The organism is Jatrophihabitans sp. (genome assembly GCF_036388195.1).
Lineage (GTDB): Bacteria > Actinomycetota > Actinomycetes > Mycobacteriales > Jatrophihabitantaceae > Jatrophihabitans_A.
Genome location: NZ_DASVSG010000055.1, coordinates 38,013 through 58,951, shown reverse-complemented (window position 1 = coordinate 58,951; position 20,939 = coordinate 38,013). Strand labels below are relative to the sequence as shown.

The window sequence follows — 20,939 nt, the reverse complement described above, 5'->3', positions numbered from 1 at the left end:
CGGGTCGCGGCCTAGTCCAAGTCGAGCACCAGCGGCGCGTGATCGGACGGGCCCTCGCCGCGCCGGGCGTCCCGGTCCACCCACGTCGACCGGACCCGCTGGGCGAGCGGGTCGTTCACCAGCGCCAGGTCGATCCGCATGCCGCGGCCCTTCTGGAAGCCGAGCATCCGCATCTCCCAGAAGGTGTAGGGCGGCCGGGCGTCCTCGGGATCGATCGAGGCGCGCGGCCGCAGATCCACCAGCGGGGCCTTCCGGTCCGCCTGCTGGATGGCCGCGAGCGCCGCGCGTTCCGGCGCGCTGACGTGGGTGGAGCCGGCGAAGGCGACGATGTCCCACACGTCGTCGTCGTTCGGCGCCACGTTGAAGTCACCGAGCAGCCCGAACGGCGTGCCGGCGCCCAGAGCGGTCCGCTCCGCGACCAACTGGGCGCGGACGGCGTCGAGGAACCGCAGCTTGTAGTCGAAGTGCTGGTGCCCGACCGTCCGGCCGTTGGGGACGTAGAGCGACCAGAGCCGGATGCCGGCGCAGGTGGCGCCGATGGCCCGGTCCTCGACGGCGCCGTCGAAGGCAGGTTGGGCCGGCAGGCCGCGGGTGATGTCGGCGAGCCCGACCCGGGACAGGATGGCGACCCCGTTCCACCGGCCGTTGCCCAGGTGCGCCGACTCGTAGCCCTGGGCCTGCAGCTCGGCGGCCGGCCAGGACTCCTCGGTGGCCTTGGTCTCCTGCACCAGCAGCACATCGGGCTCGCGCAGCTCCAGCCAGGACAGCAGCCGGGGCAGCCGGGCCTTGACCGAGTTCAGGTTCCAGGTCGCGATGCGCATGGCGTCGATACTGTCATCGGCCGGACCGGCCACGAACACCGGATCAGCGCCGCCACGAACACCGGATCAGCGCGCCGTCGGGCAGAATCCGAAGGATGACGACGTACCGGTTGACCACCATCACCGCATCGGACGGACGCGCGCTCGGCGTCGCGCAGTGGGGCGACCCGGACGGCGACGTGGTCTTCAGCCTGCACGGCACTCCGGGTTCGCGGTTCGGCCGCCCGCCGGACGAGGCGGGGCTCGAACGTGCCCGGCTGCGGTTGGTGACCTATGACCGGCCGGGCTACGGGGTGTCGGACCGCCGACCGGGGCGGCGGGTGGTCGATTGCGCCGAGGACGTCGCCGCCATCGCCGACGCGCTGGGCATCGACCGGTTCGCGGTCACCGGCGGGTCCGGCGGGGGACCGCACGCGCTGGCGGTGGCTGCCAGGCTCGGCAACCGGCTGACACGGGTCGAGTGCCGGGTCGGCGCGGCTCCCTTCGATGCCGAGGGCCTGGACTGGTGGGCCGGCATGGACCCCCGGAACGTCCAGGAGTTCCACTGGGCGATCGAGGGCGAGCAGGTACTGCACGACAACCTCGCGCGGCTGGCGGGGGAGGACCTGGCACGGATCGCGCAGGACCCGTCGAAGATCCTGTCCGATGACTGGCAGCTTGCCGACGCCGACCGGGAGAAGCTGGCCCGTCCGGATCTCCAGCAGGTGTTCGTGGAAGACATGCGCAACGCGTATTCGGCCGGCGTCTGGGGCTGGGTCGACGACGACCTGGCGTTCGTCACCGACTGGGGCTTCAACCTCGACCAGATCGAGGTGCCGGTCACCGTCCGCTACGGCGCGCACGATGTCCTGGTTCCCGCCGGTCATGGCGCCTGGCTGGCCTCGCACGTCCCCGGAGCGACGGTTGTCGTGCACACCGAGGGCGGCCACCTCTCCGACCCCGACACCCGCATCGAGGAGTTGCGCGCGTTGGTCGCAACCGGCTGAACCGCCGCGACACCGGGCACGGGCGGGCTAGGGTGCGGTCACCGACTAGCGCGCGGGGGTCGCGGTGCGACGACACGTCGAGAACGGCGGGCTCACGGTCCGTGCCATCGCCGGCAACCACGCGGTCTTCCTCGGCTTCGACCTGACCGACGAGGCCCGGGACGGCTGCCTGGGTTTCGCCCTGCGCCGCGAGGACCTCACCGACCACACCTCGCGCTGGCTGTCGGGGTTCAAGACCTTCAAGTCCCAGGTCCCGGCGCCGGCGCTGACCGCGGTCTACCAGACCGAGGCCCAGCCGATCCAGTCGATGTGGTGGGGTGACTACACCGCCAAGCCGGGACGTCCGTACCGCTACACGGTCCTGCCGCGCTACGGCACACCCGCTGCCCTGACCAGCAGGGACACGGTCTCGGCGACTATCGAGGTCACCACCAACGATCCGGCCACTGGCGTCCACGGGCTCTACTTCAACCGCGGGGTGGCGGCCAGCCAGGCCTATGCGGCCAGGTTCGGCGGCGCCCCGGACAACCTGCCGCCCGACCAGCGCGCCGAGGCGATGGCCTGGCTGTCCCGGGGGCTGCACGAGGCGCTGATCGCGTTCATCACCGACGGCGCCTCGGCATCGCTGGCCATCCGCGCGGCGATCTACGAGTTCACCGAGCCGACCGTGCTGGCTGCCTTCGCCCGGGCGCAGGCGGCGGGCGCCGACGTCAAGATCGTCTATCACGCCAAGGGCGAGGCGGGGCTGGCCAACGAAGCGGCCATCCAGGCAGCCGTCCAGACGGCGCAGCTCGACCGGTCGATGCTCATACCGCGCACCCATCCGGTGATCGCCCACAACAAGTTCCTGATCCGGGCCGACCGGGCTGACGACGGCACGCTCACGCCCGCCCAGGTGTGGACCGGGTCGACGAATCTCACCCAGGGCGGCATCTTCGGCCATTCCAACGTCGGGCACGTGGTCCGGGACGCCGCCGTCGCGCAGCGCTTTCTCGACTACTGGACTGTGCTCGCCGGCGACCCGGCCCGTCCGGCGCTGCAGGAGTGGACGGACATCCACAGCCCCTTCGACGCGGGCGCGCTCGGAGCCGCGGGCATCCACCCGATCTTCAGCCCGCGTACCGGGCTCGACCCGCTGGACTGGTATGCCACCGGTTTCGCGGCCTGGCCGGCGAGCACCCACATCACCTTGCCGTTCGGGCTGGACGACAAGCACTTCGAGGCACAGCTGGCCGCCGCGCGCACGCCGGGTGTGCTGCGCTTCGTGCTGCTGGACCGCCGGGACAACAACCAGCCGCTCTGGTCCGGCGACCCGATGGTGCAGGTGGCCGTCGGCGCGCTGGGAGAACCCGATCCGCTCACCGGCTGGGCGGCCGAGCACCTGACCGGCTTCAACGAGCACGCCCTCTACCTGCACACCAAGGTGCTGCTGCTCGGCCCGCTCACCGCGACGCCCATCACCATCTCGGGCTCGGCGAACTTCTCCGAGGCATCCACCGTGAAGAACGACGAGAACATGCTCGTCATCACCGGCGACACCGAGGTCGCCGACGTCTACTTCACCGAATACCACCGGATCTTCGACCACTTCTATGCCCGGTGGTGGGCCCGCCGGCTCCAGCTGCGGAATCCGGACGCGCACGACTACCTCACCGAGGACGACAGCTGGCAGCAGCCGTACTGGAACCCGAGAAGCCCCAAGTGCGCAAGGCGCATCCTGTACTCAGGCAACGGCGGCAACGACGGGACCGGGCCTGCTCAGGATCAGCCGTCCTGCCGAGATCGGTGATCTCTTGACCACGTCCGAGAGCGGCCCACAAGCCCGGTATTGCGCCGGTTCGACGGCAGGTTCGATACTGTGCCATTGATTACATCCTCAGCTGGGAGAGGTTCACAGATGCAGATAACCGTTATCCAGACGGGCGGTTTCGCCGGTGTCCACCAGCAGGTGGGGCCCCTCGACTCCTCGAGCCTCGATCCCGAGGTTGCCGAGCAGGTCGACCGGATCATCGCCGAGTCGGACTTCTTCAACCTTCCGGAGCGGCTGCCGACGACGGGGCAGGTGTATGACGACTTCAACTACGCCGTACATGTCGTCGACGGTGACCACGCGCACACGGTCGAGCTGGAAGGCCAGTCCGACCATCCCGCGGCGCCCGCGATCCTGGAGTTGATCAGCTTGCTGGACGGCGCTGCCGGCGGATTCCGCCCCATCCTCACCAACACCGGCCTCCCCGACGGCGTGGTGGAAACCCGCGACTGGTCGGCCTGGTACAACCGCATGCCGGGATCGGACGATCGCGACCTGCACGTCAGCGGAATCTGCGGGGTGGCGAGCTCGCACACCACGGTGCGGCTGGAGCCGGGCAATGTGGGTGTCGTCCCCGAAGAGGACCTGTGCGTCCTGCAGTTGGTGGTGGCCAGGCCCGATATCGACGATGACCGGTACGTGGAACTCCCAGTCAGCTGGCAGGGCGATGTCGGGCCGGACAAGAAGCGGGTGCGGATCCACGGCGTCTCGCTGGAGATACCGGTGAAGATCGCCGAGTAACTGCCTGCCTAGCGAGGCCGGCTCAGGCGGCGACGCCCTCGCCGGACAGCTCCGGACGCCCGGCCGGCGAGCCGTTCTGGATCCAGTGGCCCAGGCACGCCCGCGAGAAGAGCTGGTCGGCTGCCAGGAACGCCGCGCCCAGCAACCCGGCCCGGTCCCCGAGCGGGGAGGTCTTGATCCGCAGATCGCGCGCGGCCAGGGCGGTCGAGCGGCCGTAGACCGTCCGCCGCAGCTCACCGAGGAAGATGTCCCCACCGGAGCTGACCTGCCCGCCGAGAACGATCAGCGACGGGTTGTAGAAGTTCACCAGTGTCGCCAGGACCCGGCCGACCAGCCGGCCCGACCGGGTCACCAGCGCCAGGCATGCCGGGTCGCCCGCGCCCGCGGCGGCGATCACGTCGCGAGCGGTGATCTGGCTGGTGGCGCTCAGGACGTCGGCCAGCGCGGGGCTTCGCCCGGACCGCGCGATCGCCAGCCCGTCGCGGCTGAGCGCGTACCCGCCGGCCAGCGCCTCCAGGCAGCCGGTGTTGCCGCACCGGCACAGCACGCTGTCGTCGTCGAGCACCGACACGTGGCCGATGTCGCCGGCGGCCCCTTGCGCGCCGCGATGCAGGCGGCCCGCAGAGATGAGCCCGGCGCCGATCCCGGTGCCCACCTTGACGTAGAGCAGCTCCAGCTCGTTGCGGCCGATCCCCGCGCGCAGCTCGCCCAGCGCCATGACGTTGACGTCGTTGTCGACCCAGGCCGGCGCCTGGTAGATGGCTGAGAGCCGCTCGCGCACCGGGTAGCCGTCCCAGCCGGGCATGATCGGCGGCGCGATCGGGCGTCCCCTGGAGAACTCCACGGGCCCGGGCACGCCGATTCCCACCCCCCACACCGGCGCCTGGACCGGCCGCTCGGCCAGCAGCTCGTCGAAGATCTGCTGCAGCCGGGCCAGCGTGGCTTCAGGCCCGGCCGCGACGTCGCAGGGCTCGGTGCGCTGGGCCAGCAGCGACCCGTCCAGGTCGCTGAGGCCCGCCTGCAGCTCGGTCGCGCCCAGCTCGGCGACGAGCAGGCAGCCGGCCTCGGCGCGGAACCGCAGCTCGCGGGAGGGCCGCCCGCCGGTGGACGGCGCCAGCTGCCCCTCATCGAGCAGGCCGAAGTCCATCAGCTGGGTCACCCGCTGGCTGACGACGTTGCGGCCGAGGCCGAGCCGGCGCACCAGGTCGGGACGGGTGCGCAGCCGGCTCCCACGCACGGCGCCGAGCACGGCAGCAAGCGAATCGACCTGATCGGCGGCCAACCCTTCAGGCGGCTTCGAACTCATGCGCTACCTCGTTCCTCGTCGATCACGCGTAGAGCAGAAGGCTACTTAACTCGCTTACGGGCAGAAGTGGCAACTCAAACACTGCCGACAAGCCCTCGAAGACGGAAGTTTTATCACTGTCGGGTTGACTTTTGCCTCCAGCATGCAATACTACTGAACAGATGACTCACATCACAGCAACATTCGAATGCAAGAGGAGCGGCATGCAGCTGATCCGGACAGGCACGGGCAGACCCTACGGCTGCGCCGGCCGAAAGCCGGGCACGAACCGCGGATGAGCACTCCAACCCGAGCAGCGATCATCGGCACCGGCTTCATCGGCGGCGTGCACGCCCACGCGGTGCGCGCCGCGGGGGGCGAGGTGGCGGCCGTGCTGGGCAGCAGCCCGGACTCGACCGCCAGCGGGGTCAAGGCCCTGGGCGCCCGGCGCGGCGTCGCCGACCTCGCCGAGCTGGTGGCCGCGCCCGACATCGACGTGGTGCACATCTGCACCCCGAACCGGACGCACCTGGAGATGGCCGAGGCCGCGCTGGCTGCCGGCAAGCACGTGATCTGCGAGAAGCCGCTGGCGACCTCGGTCCTCGATGCCCGGCGGTTGACCGACCTCGCCCGCGAGGCCGGACGGGTGGCCAGCGTGCCGTTCGTCTACCGCTTCTACGCCTCGGTCCGCGAGGTGCGGAGCCAGATCGCCCGCGACCAGGCCGGCCCGTTGTGGCTGTTGCACGGCACCTACTTGCAGGACTGGCTGGCCGCGCAGGACGCGACGAACTGGCGGATGGACCCCGCGCTGGGCGGAGCCTCCCGCGCATTCGGCGACATCGGCGTGCACTGGTGTGACCTGATGGAGTTCACCACCGGGCACCGGATCGTCCGGCTCGCCGCGCGGATGGGCAACGCCTACGAGAAGCGGGGCGCCAGCGACGCGGCAGCCGACCCGGGCACCGAGGACGGCGCGGTGGTCGTCTTCCAGACCGACCGCGGGGCCATGGGCTCGCTGGTGGTGTCCCAGGTGACGCCCGGCCGCAAGAACCGCCTGTGGTTCTCCTTCGACGGCCCGGACGCGTCGTACTCGTTCGACCAGGAGACCCCCGAGGCGTTGTGGATCGGCGGCCGTGACCAGAACGTCGTCCTGATGCGCGGCACGGACGTCTTCGGCCAGCCCGCCTCGACCTACTCCCGGCTGCCGGCCGGGCACCCGCAGGGCTACCAGGACGCCTTCAACGCCTACGTCGAGGACGTCTATGCCGCTCTGGACGGCGACGCCCCCGACGGGCTGCCGCTGTTCGCCGACGGGCTGCGGGCGGCGGTTCTGACCCAGGCGGTAGTGGACGCCTCGACCTCACAGACCTGGATAGAGGTGCCGGCATGACCGAGGGCAATCTGACCACCGCCGACGGCCCGGCCAATGCCGCCGGACCGCCGCTGCTGCAGCTCAAGGGCATCGTGAAGACCTTTCCCGGCGTCCGCGCCCTGGACGGGGTGGAGCTGGAGGTGCTGGCGGGCGAGGTGCACTGCCTGCTCGGGCAGAACGGCGCCGGCAAGTCGACCCTGATCAAGGTGCTCGCCGGTGTGCACCGCCCGGACTCCGGCTCGCTGCTCTGGCACGGCGAGGAGACCTCGTTCAGCGGGCCGCAGGCAGCCACCAAGGCAGGCATCGCGACGATCTACCAGGAGCTCGACCTGGTCGATGACCTGACGGTGGCCGAGAACATCTTCCTGGGGCACGAGCAGTCCGCGGCCGGCTTCGTCCGCCGCGGCCGGATGCGCGCGGAGGCCGCCGCCGTGCTGCGCCGCCTCGGCCACGGCGACATCCCGGTCAACCGCACGGTCGGCCGGCTGCCCGCTGCGGCCAAGCAGATCGTGAGCATGGGCCGGGCGCTGTCGCACGACGCGCAGCTGCTGGTCATGGACGAGCCCAGCGCGGTCCTGGCCCACGACGAGGTGGCGAACCTGTTCCGCGTCATCCGGGAACTGACCGCGCGCGGCATCGCCGTCGTCTACATCTCGCACCGGCTGGAGGAGATCCGCGAGATCGGCGACCGGGTGACCGTGCTCAAGGACGGCCGGACGTCCGCGGTCAACCTGCCGGCCCGCACGACGAGGACCGATGACCTGGTCACCCGGATGACCGGCCGGACCATCGAGTACGTGTTCCCGGAGCGGACCCAACGCCCCGAGGATGCCGAGCGCGTCGAGCTTGCCGGGCGCGTCGATCGCGCCGGGTCCGGCGCCTCCGAATCCACCGATGAGCGCGTGCCGCTGCTGGAGGTGACGGGGCTGACCCGGCCGGGGGAGTTCGTCGACGTGTCCCTGTCGGTCCGCGCGGGAGAGATCGTGGGCATCGCGGGGCTGGTCGGGTCCGGACGCTCGGAGTTGCTGGAGACGATCTACGGCGCCCGCAGGTCCACCAGCGGCGAGGTGCGGCTGAACGGCCGCAAGCTGCCGCCGGGCCAGGTGTCCAGCGCCGTGCGGGCCGGGCTGGGGCTGGCTCCGGAGGAGCGCAAGAGCCAGGCGCTGGTGCTCGAGGACCGCATCTACCGCAACGTCACCCTGGCCACCTTCGCCCGCTACGCCAAGGCGGGAATGACCCGGGCCGGCGCCGAGCGCGCCGCGTCCGCCGAGATCGCCGACGAGCTCGCGCTGCAGCCGCGTGGCGTCGACCGCCCGGTGAAGACGCTGTCCGGAGGCAACCAGCAGAAGGTCGTCCTCGGCCGCTGGCTGCTGAACCCCGCCAGCCGGGCGGAGTCGCCAGCCGGGCGGTCCCGGCGGTCGGCCGGCACCCGCCTGCTGCTGCTGGACGAGCCGACCCGCGGCGTGGACGTCGGCGCCAGGGCGGACCTGTACCGGGTCATCCGGCGGATGGCCGATGAGGGCATGGGCGTGCTGATGGTCTCCAGCGAGGTGCCCGAGGTGCTGGGCCTGGCCGACCGGGTGGTGGTCATGCGCGAGGGCCGCGTCGTGCGCGAGGCGCCGGCCGGCGAACTGAATGAGGAAACCGTCCTCGATCTCGTCATGGCGGGATCGCTACTGGAAGTTGACAGCCCATGACCGAACGCGTCGATGTCGTCACCCCACCGGCCGAGGGAGCACCGGACCCCGGATCGCATGCGGGCTCGCCGCCGCCGTCGGGCGGGTTCTCCGTCCGCCGCTGGTTCCGCGACGACGCCAGCGAGCCGGTGCGCCGCAACCTGGGCCTGATCGCGGTGCTGATCGCCCTGTACGGGATCGGGGCGTGGAGCCGGCCGGACATCTTCCTGGACCTGAACCGGCTGTGGAGCAACGAGCTGACCGTGCTCACCCTGGCATCGAGCATCGGCGTCGTCGCCATCGGGATGACCTTCGTCATCATCAGCGGGGGCATCGACCTCTCGGTGGGGGCGCTGCTGGCGCTGGCCAGTGTCTGGGCCACGACGCTGTCGACCCAGTCCTACGGCGCGGTGATGATGGTCTTCGTCGCCCTGGTGGTGGGCACGGTGGCCGGCCTCACCAATGGATTCCTGATCGCCTACGGCCGGATGGCGCCGTTCATCGCGACGCTGGCGACCATGGTCGCCGCGCGCGGCCTGGCGCAGAAGATCTCGGGCAAGACGACGCAGGTGGTCGACGTCAAGGCCATCACCGATATCGCGCAGCGCAAGTTCCTCGGGCTTCCGTGGCTGGTGGTCATGTTCCTCGTGGTCGCCGCGCTGGCCTGGGTGCTGCTCAACCGCACCACCTTCGGACGGCGCAGCGCCGCGATCGGCGGCAATGGCGAAGCAGCTCGGCTGGCCGGCATCAGCGTCCGGCGCACCCAGGTGATCATCTACGGGCTGTCGGGCCTCTGTTGCGGGCTCGCTGCGCTGATGGTGACCGCGCAGGCCAACTCCGGCTCCTCCGACCACGGCAACCTGTACGAGCTGCAGGCCATCGCCGCCGTGATCATCGGCGGCACGGCGCTGGCCGGCGGCCGGGGCACCATCGTCGGCTCGGTGCTGGGCGTGCTGGTGTTCAGCCAGATCACCAACCTGTTCATCGTGAACAACCTGTCCATCGAGTACCAGCTGATCGCCCAGGGCGCGATCATCATCGCCGCGGTTCTCATCCAGCAGTTCCGGGTCGGCTCGCTACGGCGGCGACCGGCATGAGCATCGGTCGCCCGCTCACCTCACGAAATCGCCCCAGCGCCAGCGCGCTCACCGTCAGCAGCACACCCATCTCAATCGCGGAGGATGCAGTGAACTATCGCAAGAACAACCCGAACGGCGGCCGGCTGCTCGTCAGGGCCGTCGCCGTCACCGTCGCCGCGGGGATGGTGCTGACCGGCTGCACCAGCAACAGGCCGAAGGCGACTGCCAACTCCGGCTCGACCGCGGCAGCGGCGGCCGGCACCACCGGAGCCTCGGCGCCGGGCAAGAAGGTGCGGATCATGTTCTCCGGCCCGGTGGCCGACCACGGCTTCCTCGCGGCCATCAACCGGTTCGCCAAGGAGCAGGCGGCGAAGTACCCCGACGTCACCTTCACCGCGCTCGAGGCCGCCCCGGACGCCCCGTCCCAGATCGCCGCGGTGCAGACCGCGATCGCCGAGAAGCCGGACGCGCTGATCATCTTCCCGCAGGACGGCGACCAGCTCACCGGCGTGGGCAAAGCGGCCACCGCCGCCGGCATCCCGGTGATCAACCTGGACCGCAGGTTCAACGACCAGAGCGCCTACCGGATGTTCCTGGCCGGCGACAACTACAAGGTGGGCTTCAACGCCGGCAATTACATCGGCCAGAAGCTCAAGGGCAAGTCCGACGCCGTGATCGGCGAGATCACCGGCATCGCGACCCTGGCGCTGACCCGCGAACGGTCGGAAGGCTTCAAGGACGCGCTGGCCATCCACGGCCTCAAGGTGACCCGGCAGGTCAACGCCTCGTTCACGGTGCAGTCCGGCCAGGCGGCCATGGCCAACCTGCTGGCTGCCGCGCCGAAGCTCGACGCCGTGTTCAACCACGACGACGACCAGAACATCGGCTCCGAGGCGGCCGCCGCCCAGGCCAACCGCAAGGAGTTCTTCATCGTCGGCACCGCGGCCTCGAACACGATGCTCAAGCACATCAAGAACGGCGATGCCCGCATCGAGGCCGATGTCACGTTCACCCCGGCGATCGCCGCGACCGCGGTGTCGATGGCCCGGCTGATCGCGCAGGGACGGTCCTCCGACGACCTGGCCGGCCTGCCGCTGCCCAGCAACATGCTGATCGACTCCGAGCTGGTCACCAAGGAGAATGTCGCCCAGTACGAGAAGTTCGGCTGGGACTAGGTTTGACAGCCGCCGAGGCTGACCGGGCGCGTCCCGGTCAGCCTCGGCGCGTTTACTGCCTTGCCGCCGATCGTTGGCCCTGTGGCAGGGCGACACGCCGGGTCAATCCCTGCCTGGCGGCCAACGATCGCGTCCTTGCCGCCTCACGCCTTCACTGCGTCACCTTTCCACACCGTTGCGAGGGAGCCACCGATGCGCCGCCCGATCACGCTGTTCACCGGCCAGTGGGCCGACCTGCCCTTCGAGGAGGTGGCCCGGCTCGCCGCGAGCTGGGGCTACGACGGGCTGGAGATCGCCTGCTGGGGCGATCACCTCGATGTGGCAAGGGCAATCGAGGACCCGGCGTACCTGCAGACCCGCCGCGACATCCTCGACAAGCACGGTTTGAAGGTGTACGCCATCTCCAACCACCTGGCCGGCCAGGCGGTGTGCGACGACCCGATCGATGCCCGGCACCGCGACATGCTGCTGCCGGGCATCTGGGGCGACGGGGATCCCGAAGGGGTGCGGCAGCGGGCCGCGCAGGCACTCAAGGACACCGCGGTGGTGGCGGCCAAGCTCGGCGTGGACACGGTGGTCGGGTTCACCGGGTCGGCCGCGTGGAAGTACGTCGCGATGTTCCCGCCGGTGTCGCAGGCGCTGATCGACGCGGCCTACCAGGACTTCGCCGACCGGTGGAACCCGATCCTCGACGTGTTCGACTCCGAGGGCGTGCGGTTCGCGCACGAGGTGCACCCGAGCGAGATCGCCTACGACTACTACACGACCGAGCGCGCGCTGGAGGCGATCGGGCACCGGGCGGCCTTCGGGCTGAACTGGGACCCCAGCCACTTCATCTGGCAGGCGCTGGACCCGGTCATGTTCATCTGGGACTTCCGGGACCGGATCTATCACGTGGACTGCAAGGACACCCGGCTGCGGACCGGCAACGGCCGCCGTGGCGTGCTCGGCTCGCACCTGCCGTGGGCAGATCCGCGGCGCGGCTGGGACTTCGTGTCCACCGGCCACGGCGACGTCCCGTGGGAGGACTGCTTCCGGATGCTGAACACCATCGGCTACACCGGCCCGCTGTCCATCGAATGGGAGGACGCGGGCATGGACCGTCTGGTCGGTGCGCCGGAAGCTCGCGAGTTCGTCGCTCGTTTGGCCTTCGACCCGCCCGCGGCGTCGTTCGACGCGGCGTTCGCCAGCGCCAAGGACTCGCCTGCCTGAGTTCTAGAGCTCCTTGACGAGTAGCTCGGAGGACTCGGTTTCGTCGTGCCAGCTGCCCTGGTCGTCGCGCCATCGGTAGGAGCAGACGTCCACGACGCCGGTTGGCTGGTAACCCAGCCGACGGTAGAGCCGGGCGGCAGCTGTGTTCTCCGCGGTGACGCTGACCGCGAGCTGGGTTATGCCACGGTCGCGGGCTTGCTCCTCTGCCGTAGTGAGGATGGCGGTGCCGGCGCCGCGACCTCGATGTTCCGGCCGCACCTGCAGGTGGTTGACCTCGATGCAGTCCGGAAAGGCGGTTTTGGCGTTGGCCCCGACGCAGCCGCGCCACTGGATGAGCGCCCAGCCCAACGGCCCGTTGGCTTCCCATGCGACGAGGAACGTCGCGGTGTTGCTTTGCTGCTGGGCATAGTGCGCGCCGGCGATGTCATCCGGAGTCGGCCACTCCTCGCGCAAGAGCTCAAGATCGCGCTCGGAGCAAGTCCTGATCTCCATCCCGCCATCAAACATCGTGGCGTCGGTCTCCGCTCGGCTAATCCGCTTGCCCGGCTGTAGTGGTGCCGCAAGCATGGGGGAATGACGAAGCCCCAGCACCGTGCCGACCTGTTCCTCGACCCAGCTGCTGATCCGCGCGAGGGCGGACCGTCGCTCGGTGACGAGCGGGCAACACTGGCCGAGTTCCTGCGATACCAGCGGCTCACCCTGCAGCTCAAATGCGAGGGATTGGATGCCGAGCAGTTGGCTCGCCGCTCGGTCGAGCCGTCGACGATGTCCCTGCTGGGGCTGCTCCGGCACATGGCCGAGGTGGAACGCACCTGGTTCCGCCGGAGGTTCGCCGGCAACGATGTGCCCAAGCGCTACCAGACCGAGGACGAGCCCGATGCCGACTTCGACGGGGCAGTGGCAGATCAGGCCGTGGTGGACGAGGCGTGGGCCGCATGGCGGGAGGAGGTCAGCTTCGCCGAGCAGTTCGCCCGCGACACCGACCTGTCGTTTCTCGGGGACGATGGCGACGGGAACCCGATCTCGTTGCGCGAGCTGCTGGTGCACATGATCGAGGAGTACGCCCGCCACAACGGCCATGCCGACCTGCTGCGCGAGCGCATCGACGGCCGTCTCGGCCAGTAGACCAAAGGGGTGCCATTCAACGCGCGTTTCCTCGGCCTGGTCCCGGTGCGCCGGGAGCTTGGTGCCCCTGACCGAACGGCTTACGAACGTACAATTCAGTAAAACTATTATAAAGCTGCATGGGAGCCAAAACCAGAGGTCGGCAGTCTTGGAGGAGTCTCAGCAGTGCCAGTGTGGGTGCGGGACACAGATCGCCCTCACTCGACGCTTCGTTGATCAGGCTCATTACGACGCTTGGCGGTCGCGGTCAGGCCTACAGTGACCGTAGAGCCCACCAGGATTCGTACGTCTGCTCAGAAGTGCTATGCGCCTCCGACAATCACCTGATCCCGCTCCCGTGTACCCGCAAGCACAATTGCAAGGCTGGAAGCGCTTGGTGACAACAGCGATCATTTCGTGTTAGGGCAGAGGACATCATCATCGGACTACGAGGAGCAGAGCAGCGCAGGCGGTGATGAGTACGATCAGGCACGCCAGCTGCGCTGTGGCCTTCCACCCGAGCGCAATCGTCCGGTACAGCAGTTTGCAGACAGCTCTTGCCGTCGTTCCCATCGCCAGCTCCTTCTACCCTACTTCCGTCCAGCGTCAGGCTGATGAGTTACGCAACTGTCGTCATGGTGACGACAGTTGTGAGCCATACTGCATGTATGCCCCAGATCGAAACCGAGCTTGAAGCCGCGCTGCTTTTTCGGCAAACACTGCTTCTATCGGTAGCCCAAAGAGCGCTAGTCTGCGCTGAATCGCTAGCAAGCCTCGAGGACCTGCCCCCAGCCAGGGACTTGGGACCGCTTAGAGGGATAGTGGATCTCGTTGAAGACGCTGAGGCGTTGACAGCCGTGGTCCTGTCTCGGGCAGGAGTTACCTGGGAAGCCATGGCAATGCATAACGGCAGGCAGAACCTGCATCGAAGACTCGCGGAACGCGGCGAGATGCTATTCCAAGAGGCATGGGCAGTAATAGAGCGCAGTTCGTGGAACTACCGGCCACTGTTGTCGCGAGAAGAGTTGCTGATTGATATCAGGCGAATCGTGCGACGGTCTAACTCTTACCTCACCGACCAACCAATGCGCGAAGCCCGACACCTTGCCGCGCTTCGGCGGACACGACGATGGTGGCGCGATCCCGTCAGGGATCAGTCGGTTTTGATAGACAGCCTCACACGTACGGGGGGTCGACAACGGCATACACGGAGAAAGCCCATCCCCGTTGTCTCAGGACCTCGTCAGATTGCGGCGATCAACGAGTCACCGGACCCAAGAACTGGGCCACGTTGAGTAGGAAGCAATGATGCACGTGTACCTCGCCGACTTATCAAACCTAGCCCAACGGTGCCGCGAATCGTCCCATCAATTCGAACGATTCCGGGCGCATCCAGCCGTCGTCGCCCTCCGCTGGCCAGCCGACGTGGTCGAACAGTGGCTGTACGACCACGCAGATAACGGCCCATTTCTCCATGACTACGGCCGAGTTGAGCTGTCCTCAGTCACCTGGGACGTAGAGATCCTCTCGATTGAAAGCCTCCTCACCATACCGACCGGACCGTCCGACGAGGGCGCCATCGATGACTACGCTAGTAATCCAGATCACTGGATTAGCGTGCGCAGCGGCGGCGTTCACTTGGGCGTCGCCCAATGCTGGCAGGCGCACGGAACCTGGAAGCGCTGGCCGATTTTGATCGAGAGATCGTTGCTCGGTCCGTCCTTGCGTGGCCTCCAAGTGGTAGAAGGTAGGACACGTGTCGGAATTCTACGGGGACGGCACCGTAACGGCGATTTCGTCGCACCAAGGCATCTAGCTTGGGTCGGGCGTGCGCGGCTGAGCGGGTAATACACCTTGGTCAAAAGTGGCCATCGGATTGGCTTCCGTCACACCTCTATAGTTATTGCGCTCCTTCTCCATACGACCCGCGCATTTTTCCAATTCTCCATATAATTCCTCGTTGTTATCGCGCCTTTGCTCCACGCGTATCCACTCCTCACCAAATTTCCATGCACGGATTATTCTGGTCCCTATGAGGTGGTAGACCGCCTCTGGGTCGAATGCGCCCACGTTGACCCCCGCCGATATATCTTCCAAGTAATTTACGTACCTGCGCAGTAACCTGTACTCACTTGACCTCGGACGATCTATGGCCTTTGCAACTAGCTTCTGTAAAGCCGGCTCTGCGGAAGGCACTGTATCGAGAAGCTCATGGAACCGTATCATGGTGTCAGCAATGAACGCGAGCGTTTCGCGTTTCTGCGATTCCTGGTGGCGCTCTTTGGCTTGATTCGCCGCATCCTTTACTTGCCTGTTGAGTAGCCGCAGTTGCCAGATGAGTAAGACCAAGACAACAAAGCTGACGAGCAACGCTAGTGCTTGAATAGCAATATTCAATGCTTCGTACCTACTCATGCGACCTCTTCCAGGATCTCGGGGGAGATGAGTTGGGCCCAGGCCGAGGGTAATACCGCAGCTTCTTGTAATGCTGTTCGCCTGGCGGCAATGCACTCAAAGCCATCACCTATTGGTGGATACGCTGTGTGGCGGTCCCGCAGCTGAGGCACCAAGGACTGGTGGTAGTGATGCCGTAGTGGCTGCATCCGGTTCGGATGCAGCGCCGGAGCTGGGCTGGTGCGCCTGGTCCATCTTCGGTACCCGGCGTCGGTAGCGGGATGGTCGGACTGCTCAAGGGCAGCATTGCTGCGGCAGCGAGCATGGTCGACGGACCGGAGTCGGCCCGGACGGGCTGACTGGCTGGCAGCGTCAGCGCCTCGAAGCTGTTGCCCTGCGGGTTGAGTGGCGGCCCGGCCCGAAGCACCTGTTCCAGGCCGGCCCGTATATCCGGGGACAGCGCGCCGTGGGCCATGAGCCGGGGATCGGCCACGCGGTAGATGAGATGGTGCGCCAGGGCCGCCACGTTGGTGAGAGGCGGAAAGACCAATTCGAGGATGAGGCGGCGTTGGGTGGCACGGGCTTTCGAGATGGACGGTGAGGGCGCCGGCTGCCACTACGCCGGCTGGACCGAGGCCGCCCCAGGTGTGGCCCTGGTCGAACCTGCGGCTGGCGACGATGAGGCGAGCATCAGTGATGATGACGTCGAGTTCGAGGTCGGCGGGCTCGATGATGGGTCGGAGGTCGCCTCCGATCTCTTGGTAGATGGCGATCCGTTGGGCGCGTACTCGGGTGATGGCAGCGCCGTCCGCTGGCTCCAAACTCACCAGGTGCGAGCCGTCCAGCTAGTGACATCGGGATAGCGCCCGTCGCCGTTGTCCTCGAAAGTGCGAATGGTGATGATGGCGAAAGTCATGCGGTGGTCCTATCTAATCGTTAGCGCCAGGGCAGCCTGCGCCGAGCGGCCGTGGATCTCAGCCTGCGGTGCTGCACCCCAGGCCGCGCCCCTCACTGCGGCTATCCCCGGCCGGAAGTGGGAGGGTGGCGACAGGGGTGGCGCTGTTGTAGACGCTCGAAAACGTCATGATCCCAGTGATCGGGGTGGAGACGGCGTAAACGAGTCCATGCAGGGTGACGCTCCTGCCGACGGGGACCGCCTTCCTCCACGTCAGCAGTGTGGGTGAGGTACGCGGCGAGGTTGCGGATGCTGGCCGTGGGGACGGTGCAGCGGAACCACTCGGCGCCGTCGTCCTGGGCGGGTTCGAACTCGATGGCAAGCCGGGTCTGATCTGGCGTGTGCCCGAGCTGGCCGAACCGGAACGGGCGCATCAGGTAGGCCGAGAAGTAGCCGGGCCTGCCGTCCTCAGACAGCGCACGATGGAACGCTTCGTAACTGCGGCACTCGGTGCGGTGATGGTTCGGTGACGGGTAACCGCCGTGATATTGCGGGTGGCTGGCCCGGTCTACGCACCAGTCGGCGCCGTAGTCGTACTGGTAGCTTTCGCCGTCCTCACCGTCCGGAATGGGTCGCCAGGACTGATCGGGTGTGGGCACCCACTCCACGCCGGGGTCAGATGAGGCCGAACGGTCGGGAGGCCTCGGTCGGTGGTCACACACCGACCGGGGCCTTGTGCGTTTGTAGGCCCGTTGAGGCACGGCTGGACCATTGCTGCGGAGTATCCACGCGGCAACTGGCCACTTGTTTCACAAGGCTGCGGCTCCGAGCAAGTTCACGGACCTCGGCGGCGCGAGTCGCCCGAGGCATTAGGAGTAACGACTAGTCTGCAGCTTCCCATTCACAGACAATGCGCTCAGTGTCGCTAGCGGGATCAAATCGATAACCCTTTAAACCTAGGTTACGTTGGCATGAGCCGAGTGCTGTGCCGAACAATCCTGAGTAGGAGGGGTCTTCCCAACGCCAAGGATGGTTCTCACTCCCTGGAGGATGTGATAGATCAGGCCCAGTCAGAACTAGCGGGAGGTTCGCAACGCTGCTGTAGCCTCTCGCGAGTCGGACAATCGGCGAGCGTTCGGCCAAAGCGCGCAACTCGGTTGTCTCTTCTGGCGAGAATCGATCCTTGAGCGTCACAAACATCAGGAGGCAGCGCACGTCTGCATCAGCGAGTCTCTGTCGAAGAAACTCCAGGTTGGCAATATCATTCGCGTCTATGCGGTTGCCAGTCTTGACCTCCGCGAGCACGAGCGTCCAATCGTGGTCGGGGATGTAGGCTGCAAGGTCAACCTCGATGGTGCGCTTTTCGAGCGTTACTTCTAGCCCAAGAACATGCGTCAGTGGAGGCTCCTCCACGTGCCTGAACTGTCGCAACAACGCGGCTGCCGCCAGCGCTGGGAGCAGGGCTTGAACTTGGTCGGGGCCAAGATGGGCAGCAAGGCGATAGCGCCACTCGGGCGGCGTAAGGGAGTGAGATAGCGCCAGGTTGAACGTCTCTCCGCAGAACTCGCATGTCATAGTCGCGGCGAGGTCGTCCGAAGCAATATGTCTTTCGACCCGGCAGTAGCTGCAATGAACCCGCAGAGTGGGGACGAATAGGCCGCTGTGGAACAGGAAATTGATCTCTTGTTTTGCGTAGTCTTTGGGTTCGAGTTTTGGGCCGAACAGCGGGTCGGGCCACTCGCCCTGTCCCCGCTCTACAGCTCTCCGGAGGTGTGGGAGCGTAACTCCCGATCGTCTGTCCGCTGCAAGCGTGATGGCGTCGCGGACTCCTGGTTGATTGAACGAGCCTGTGAATGGTCCTCCGAACTTCTGTGCAGCACGGGCCTGGAAGCGCCCGACGTCTGACTGCGTCACGGTTACCGCATCGTCGTCGAACAGCAGCCGGACTGCGTCTTGGTTTAAGGCGAATGGGACGCATACATGATCGCGTTCGACGTCGATACCTAAGGCCAAGCCGTCATGCGTCACCCGAGTGTGATCGACTCCATCCGCGACCGCGACATGCTGGAGCAGCGATGCCTCCTGCGGAAACGGGGGCAAGGTCGTGGTCATCCGTGGGTCTTGGCCAACGACACTGTGCCACTTGACCTCTGCCGCGATCACGCCTCGTGCAAGGGAATCAGGTTCGTGGGTAATGGTAAGCACAGGCAGAGCGATGTCAACCCAGCGGGCTTCCGGCCGAAAGTCGACACGGATCGAGCGCGTGAATCTCGTGCCGAGGCCTTGGAAGATGTAGCGCGGTATGCCGCCTCGTTCTTGCGGCCAGACACGCAGGTCGTCTCGGTTTGCTGCGGCTCTAATCACGCCGGCTGTAGAGCTGGATGCGTCCCCTAAGCCCCACACACGGACGACTCGCTCGGGCGTTCCTGTTCCAGCACCCTGGCGAATCTCGGTGTGCGGAAGCTGGTTGGAAAGCAGGAAAGCCACGACCCCATCGGCGTGCTCTGCTGGGACACCAATAACTCTCATGCCATATAACCGCATGTTCCAGAACTCAACCACGTCCTGCGGATGGTTAGGCCGCATTACGTATATGCCTGTGTGGCCATCTAGATAAGCACGGGGACGCACCTCGAGATGAGCGGTGGTCGCCTCCAAGGCACCGATGACTGGTCCGCTACTCGGGATGGTTGCCAGGAGCTGAGCGATCGGTAAGGTTCGCGGTCCAATCGCATTCGGCGCGGTAGCTAGCGGAAGCGCCAGCCGCTCAGTGAGTCCCCACGTCGCAGCGAGTGCGAGGTCGGCTGGGTCGTCACGGGCCCAAATTGGCAAAATTAGATCCGCCGAAGCGTCGATCAGTGCACGAGTCGGCAGCAATCCCTTCCGGAACCGAGCCTCCTCGCCGAAAGGGCCCCATCGACCTCTACCAGCCCACCTTAAGCCAGGCTTCTGTAAAAGGTCGCCTACTGGTCCGTCATTCAAGTCAGTGTAGAGGGAGTCTACGTCGTACTGGCGAGCGATGCGCTTTAGCTCATTCACAGGTGTGCGGATGTCAACGATCGGCATAAAGTAGCCGCCCCATACGGAACTTAGCTGAGCTATCGCCTCGCGTACCTCGTCGGCTGACGTCGTGTCAACCAGTAAGCCAACACGCCACGGACGAATCGTCACGCGTCCACGCGCCTCAGCCATCTCCTGAGCCATATGCTTGATCGTAGAGACGCGGCGAGGATCCCACGCAGTGATTCGCGAGACCGACTGACGGAGCACGAGGCACCCGGGGCTGCCTCAACACCCGCCGTCGCGGCGGGGACGGCCGCGAGTACCGCACCGTCGTCATCGACCCTGACCGCGCGCCGCTCATCCAATGGGCCTTCGAGGCCATGCCTCGGGTGAATGGACCGTCCTACGCCTCACCGACGCCCTCACGGACAAGGGTCTCCGTGCCCTCCCGCACGGCGGCAAGTCCCGCGAACCGTCCAGCCATCCCACGTCAACGCCATCTTGCGCAACCCCTACTACATCGGCACGGTTCGCTTCCGCGGAGCCCAATACGAAGGGCGGCACCAACCGCTGATCGCCGAGTCGCTGTTCGAGCGGGTGCAGGAAGTTCTCGACCAGCACTACGGCGCCGGAGAGAAGGAACACCTCATCCCGCACTACCTCAAAGGCACCACCTTCTGCTCCGAGTGCGGTTACCGCCTGTGCATCACCAACGCCAAGGGCCGCTACATGTACTACTACTGCCTCGGCCGGCAATCCCGCCGTAGCACCTGTCGCCGGCCCTACATGAGCGTCGAGCAGGTCGAGCAGGCCGTCGAACGCTACTACGCGGTCGTCGTCATCCCCGAAGCAATGGCCGAAGTAATCCGCACCGGCCTCCGGATCGAACTCGACCACCAACACGCCCGCGCCCAACCCGAGATCGACTACGCCGCCCGCAGCGTCACCGAACTTGAAGCTGAGCGTCGCCGACTGGCCCGCGGCGTCGTCAACGGCTCCATCCCCGATGACCTCGCTGCTGACGAGCAGGACCGCATCACCACCGAACGCCGCCAGGCCAAAGCCGTTGCGTCCGTGGCCGAAGACATCTACGCCAGAATCGAAGACACGCTCACCATCGCCCTGAGCTACGTCACCCGAGTCGAGGACGCCTACCGCATCGGCAAGCCCCACGTCCGGCGTCTCGCCAACCAATGATTCTTCGAAAGGCTCCTGATCCGCCGCACCGATGACGGCGTGACCGTGTACGGGGCGATCTGCCGCGAGCCTTGGGCCACCCTCCTAGCTGAGAGCTTCCAACAACGAATGGCCCAGAACACGGCAAACCCCGGCGAGCTTTCTGCTGGCCGAGGTTCATATATGAGTACTTTGGTGCCGTCGGGAGGA

The 20,939-nt window shown here is 66.8% G+C and carries 17 protein-coding genes; 11 read left to right on the top strand and 6 right to left on the bottom strand.

Annotated features, from left to right (window positions below; genetic code table 11):
* Nucleotides 1-11: 11 nt before the first annotated feature.
* Nucleotides 12-821, bottom strand: a complete 810-nt coding sequence (locus VF612_RS05580; RefSeq protein ID WP_408658860.1) for an exodeoxyribonuclease III — start codon at nucleotides 819-821, stop codon at nucleotides 12-14.
* Nucleotides 822-916: 95 nt separating this feature from the next.
* Between VF612_RS05580 and VF612_RS05575 the strand changes: the two genes are divergently transcribed.
* From VF612_RS05575 to VF612_RS05565, 3 genes are all read left to right on the top strand, one after another.
* Nucleotides 917-1,807: an alpha/beta fold hydrolase gene (locus VF612_RS05575; RefSeq protein WP_408658859.1), complete on the top strand. Its 891-nt coding sequence runs from the start codon at nucleotides 917-919 to the stop codon at nucleotides 1,805-1,807.
* A 64-nt stretch (nucleotides 1,808-1,871) separates the two neighbouring features.
* Nucleotides 1,872-3,596 carry a phospholipase D-like domain-containing protein gene (locus tag VF612_RS05570; protein WP_408658858.1) on the top strand — a complete coding sequence of 575 codons (1,725 nt, stop codon included), beginning with the start codon at nucleotides 1,872-1,874 and terminating at the stop codon, nucleotides 3,594-3,596.
* Nucleotides 3,597-3,704: 108 nt separating this feature from the next.
* Nucleotides 3,705-4,358 (top strand): protealysin inhibitor emfourin, encoded by a 654-nt coding sequence (locus VF612_RS05565; protein ID WP_408658857.1) that lies wholly within the window; start codon nucleotides 3,705-3,707, stop codon nucleotides 4,356-4,358.
* Between the two features lie 22 nt (nucleotides 4,359-4,380).
* On the opposite strand, the gene VF612_RS05560 is transcribed toward VF612_RS05565, so the two are convergent.
* Entirely contained in the window at nucleotides 4,381-5,664 is a 1,284-nt protein-coding gene (locus tag VF612_RS05560) for an ROK family protein (protein ID WP_408658856.1), read from the bottom strand.
* 274 nt (nucleotides 5,665-5,938) lie between these two features.
* On the opposite strand from VF612_RS05560, the gene VF612_RS05555 reads away from it, so the two are divergent.
* The 5 genes from VF612_RS05555 to VF612_RS05535 all read left to right on the top strand — a co-directional run bounded on the left by VF612_RS05555 (nucleotide 5,939) and on the right by VF612_RS05535 (nucleotide 12,157).
* Nucleotides 5,939-7,033, top strand: a complete 1,095-nt coding sequence (locus VF612_RS05555; protein ID WP_408658855.1) for a Gfo/Idh/MocA family protein — start codon at nucleotides 5,939-5,941, stop codon at nucleotides 7,031-7,033.
* A complete protein-coding gene (locus tag VF612_RS05550; protein ID WP_408658854.1) occupies nucleotides 7,030-8,712 on the top strand; it encodes a sugar ABC transporter ATP-binding protein in 1,683 nt (560 codons plus the stop codon). The genes VF612_RS05555 and VF612_RS05550 overlap by 4 nt, the downstream gene beginning before the upstream one ends.
* The gene (locus tag VF612_RS05545) at nucleotides 8,709-9,788 is read left to right on the top strand and encodes an ABC transporter permease (protein ID WP_408658853.1); all 1,080 of its coding nucleotides are present in this window, start codon (nucleotides 8,709-8,711) and stop codon (nucleotides 9,786-9,788) included. The genes VF612_RS05550 and VF612_RS05545 overlap by 4 nt, the downstream gene beginning before the upstream one ends.
* 89 nt (nucleotides 9,789-9,877) lie before the next feature.
* Complete coding sequence (locus tag VF612_RS05540) at nucleotides 9,878-10,945, top strand: substrate-binding domain-containing protein (RefSeq protein WP_408658852.1); 1,068 nt, start codon at nucleotides 9,878-9,880, stop codon at nucleotides 10,943-10,945.
* Between the two features lie 192 nt (nucleotides 10,946-11,137).
* A complete protein-coding gene (locus tag VF612_RS05535; protein WP_408658851.1) occupies nucleotides 11,138-12,157 on the top strand; it encodes a sugar phosphate isomerase/epimerase family protein in 1,020 nt (339 codons plus the stop codon).
* Nucleotides 12,158-12,160: 3 nt separating this feature from the next.
* On the opposite strand, the gene VF612_RS05530 is transcribed toward VF612_RS05535, so the two are convergent.
* Complete coding sequence (locus VF612_RS05530; RefSeq protein WP_408658850.1) at nucleotides 12,161-12,724, bottom strand: GNAT family N-acetyltransferase; 564 nt, start codon at nucleotides 12,722-12,724, stop codon at nucleotides 12,161-12,163.
* A 6-nt stretch (nucleotides 12,725-12,730) separates the two neighbouring features.
* Between VF612_RS05530 and VF612_RS05525 the strand changes: the two genes are divergently transcribed.
* Nucleotides 12,731-13,282 (top strand): DinB family protein, encoded by a 552-nt coding sequence (locus tag VF612_RS05525; RefSeq protein WP_408658849.1) that lies wholly within the window; start codon nucleotides 12,731-12,733, stop codon nucleotides 13,280-13,282.
* 1,791 nt (nucleotides 13,283-15,073) lie between these two features.
* Here the strand turns inward: VF612_RS05525 and VF612_RS05520 are convergent.
* Nucleotides 15,074-15,676, bottom strand: a complete 603-nt coding sequence (locus VF612_RS05520) for a DUF4760 domain-containing protein (RefSeq protein ID WP_408658848.1) — start codon at nucleotides 15,674-15,676, stop codon at nucleotides 15,074-15,076.
* Nucleotides 15,677-16,227: 551 nt separating this feature from the next.
* On the opposite strand from VF612_RS05520, the gene VF612_RS05515 reads away from it, so the two are divergent.
* Nucleotides 16,228-16,518: a hypothetical protein gene (locus tag VF612_RS05515; RefSeq protein WP_408658847.1), complete on the top strand. Its 291-nt coding sequence runs from the start codon at nucleotides 16,228-16,230 to the stop codon at nucleotides 16,516-16,518.
* Between the two features lie 154 nt (nucleotides 16,519-16,672).
* Here VF612_RS05515 and VF612_RS05510 read toward each other — a convergent pair whose 3' ends face one another.
* The gene (locus VF612_RS05510; protein ID WP_408658846.1) at nucleotides 16,673-17,209 is read right to left on the bottom strand and encodes a hypothetical protein; all 537 of its coding nucleotides are present in this window, start codon (nucleotides 17,207-17,209) and stop codon (nucleotides 16,673-16,675) included.
* Nucleotides 17,210-17,432: 223 nt separating this feature from the next.
* Complete coding sequence (locus VF612_RS05505) at nucleotides 17,433-19,112, bottom strand: hypothetical protein (RefSeq protein ID WP_408658845.1); 1,680 nt, start codon at nucleotides 19,110-19,112, stop codon at nucleotides 17,433-17,435.
* A gap of 834 nt (nucleotides 19,113-19,946) precedes the next feature.
* Here VF612_RS05505 and VF612_RS05500 point away from each other — a divergent pair.
* A complete protein-coding gene (locus VF612_RS05500; RefSeq protein WP_408658844.1) occupies nucleotides 19,947-20,750 on the top strand; it encodes a recombinase zinc beta ribbon domain-containing protein in 804 nt (267 codons plus the stop codon).
* The last annotated feature ends 189 nt before the right edge of the window (nucleotides 20,751-20,939 follow it).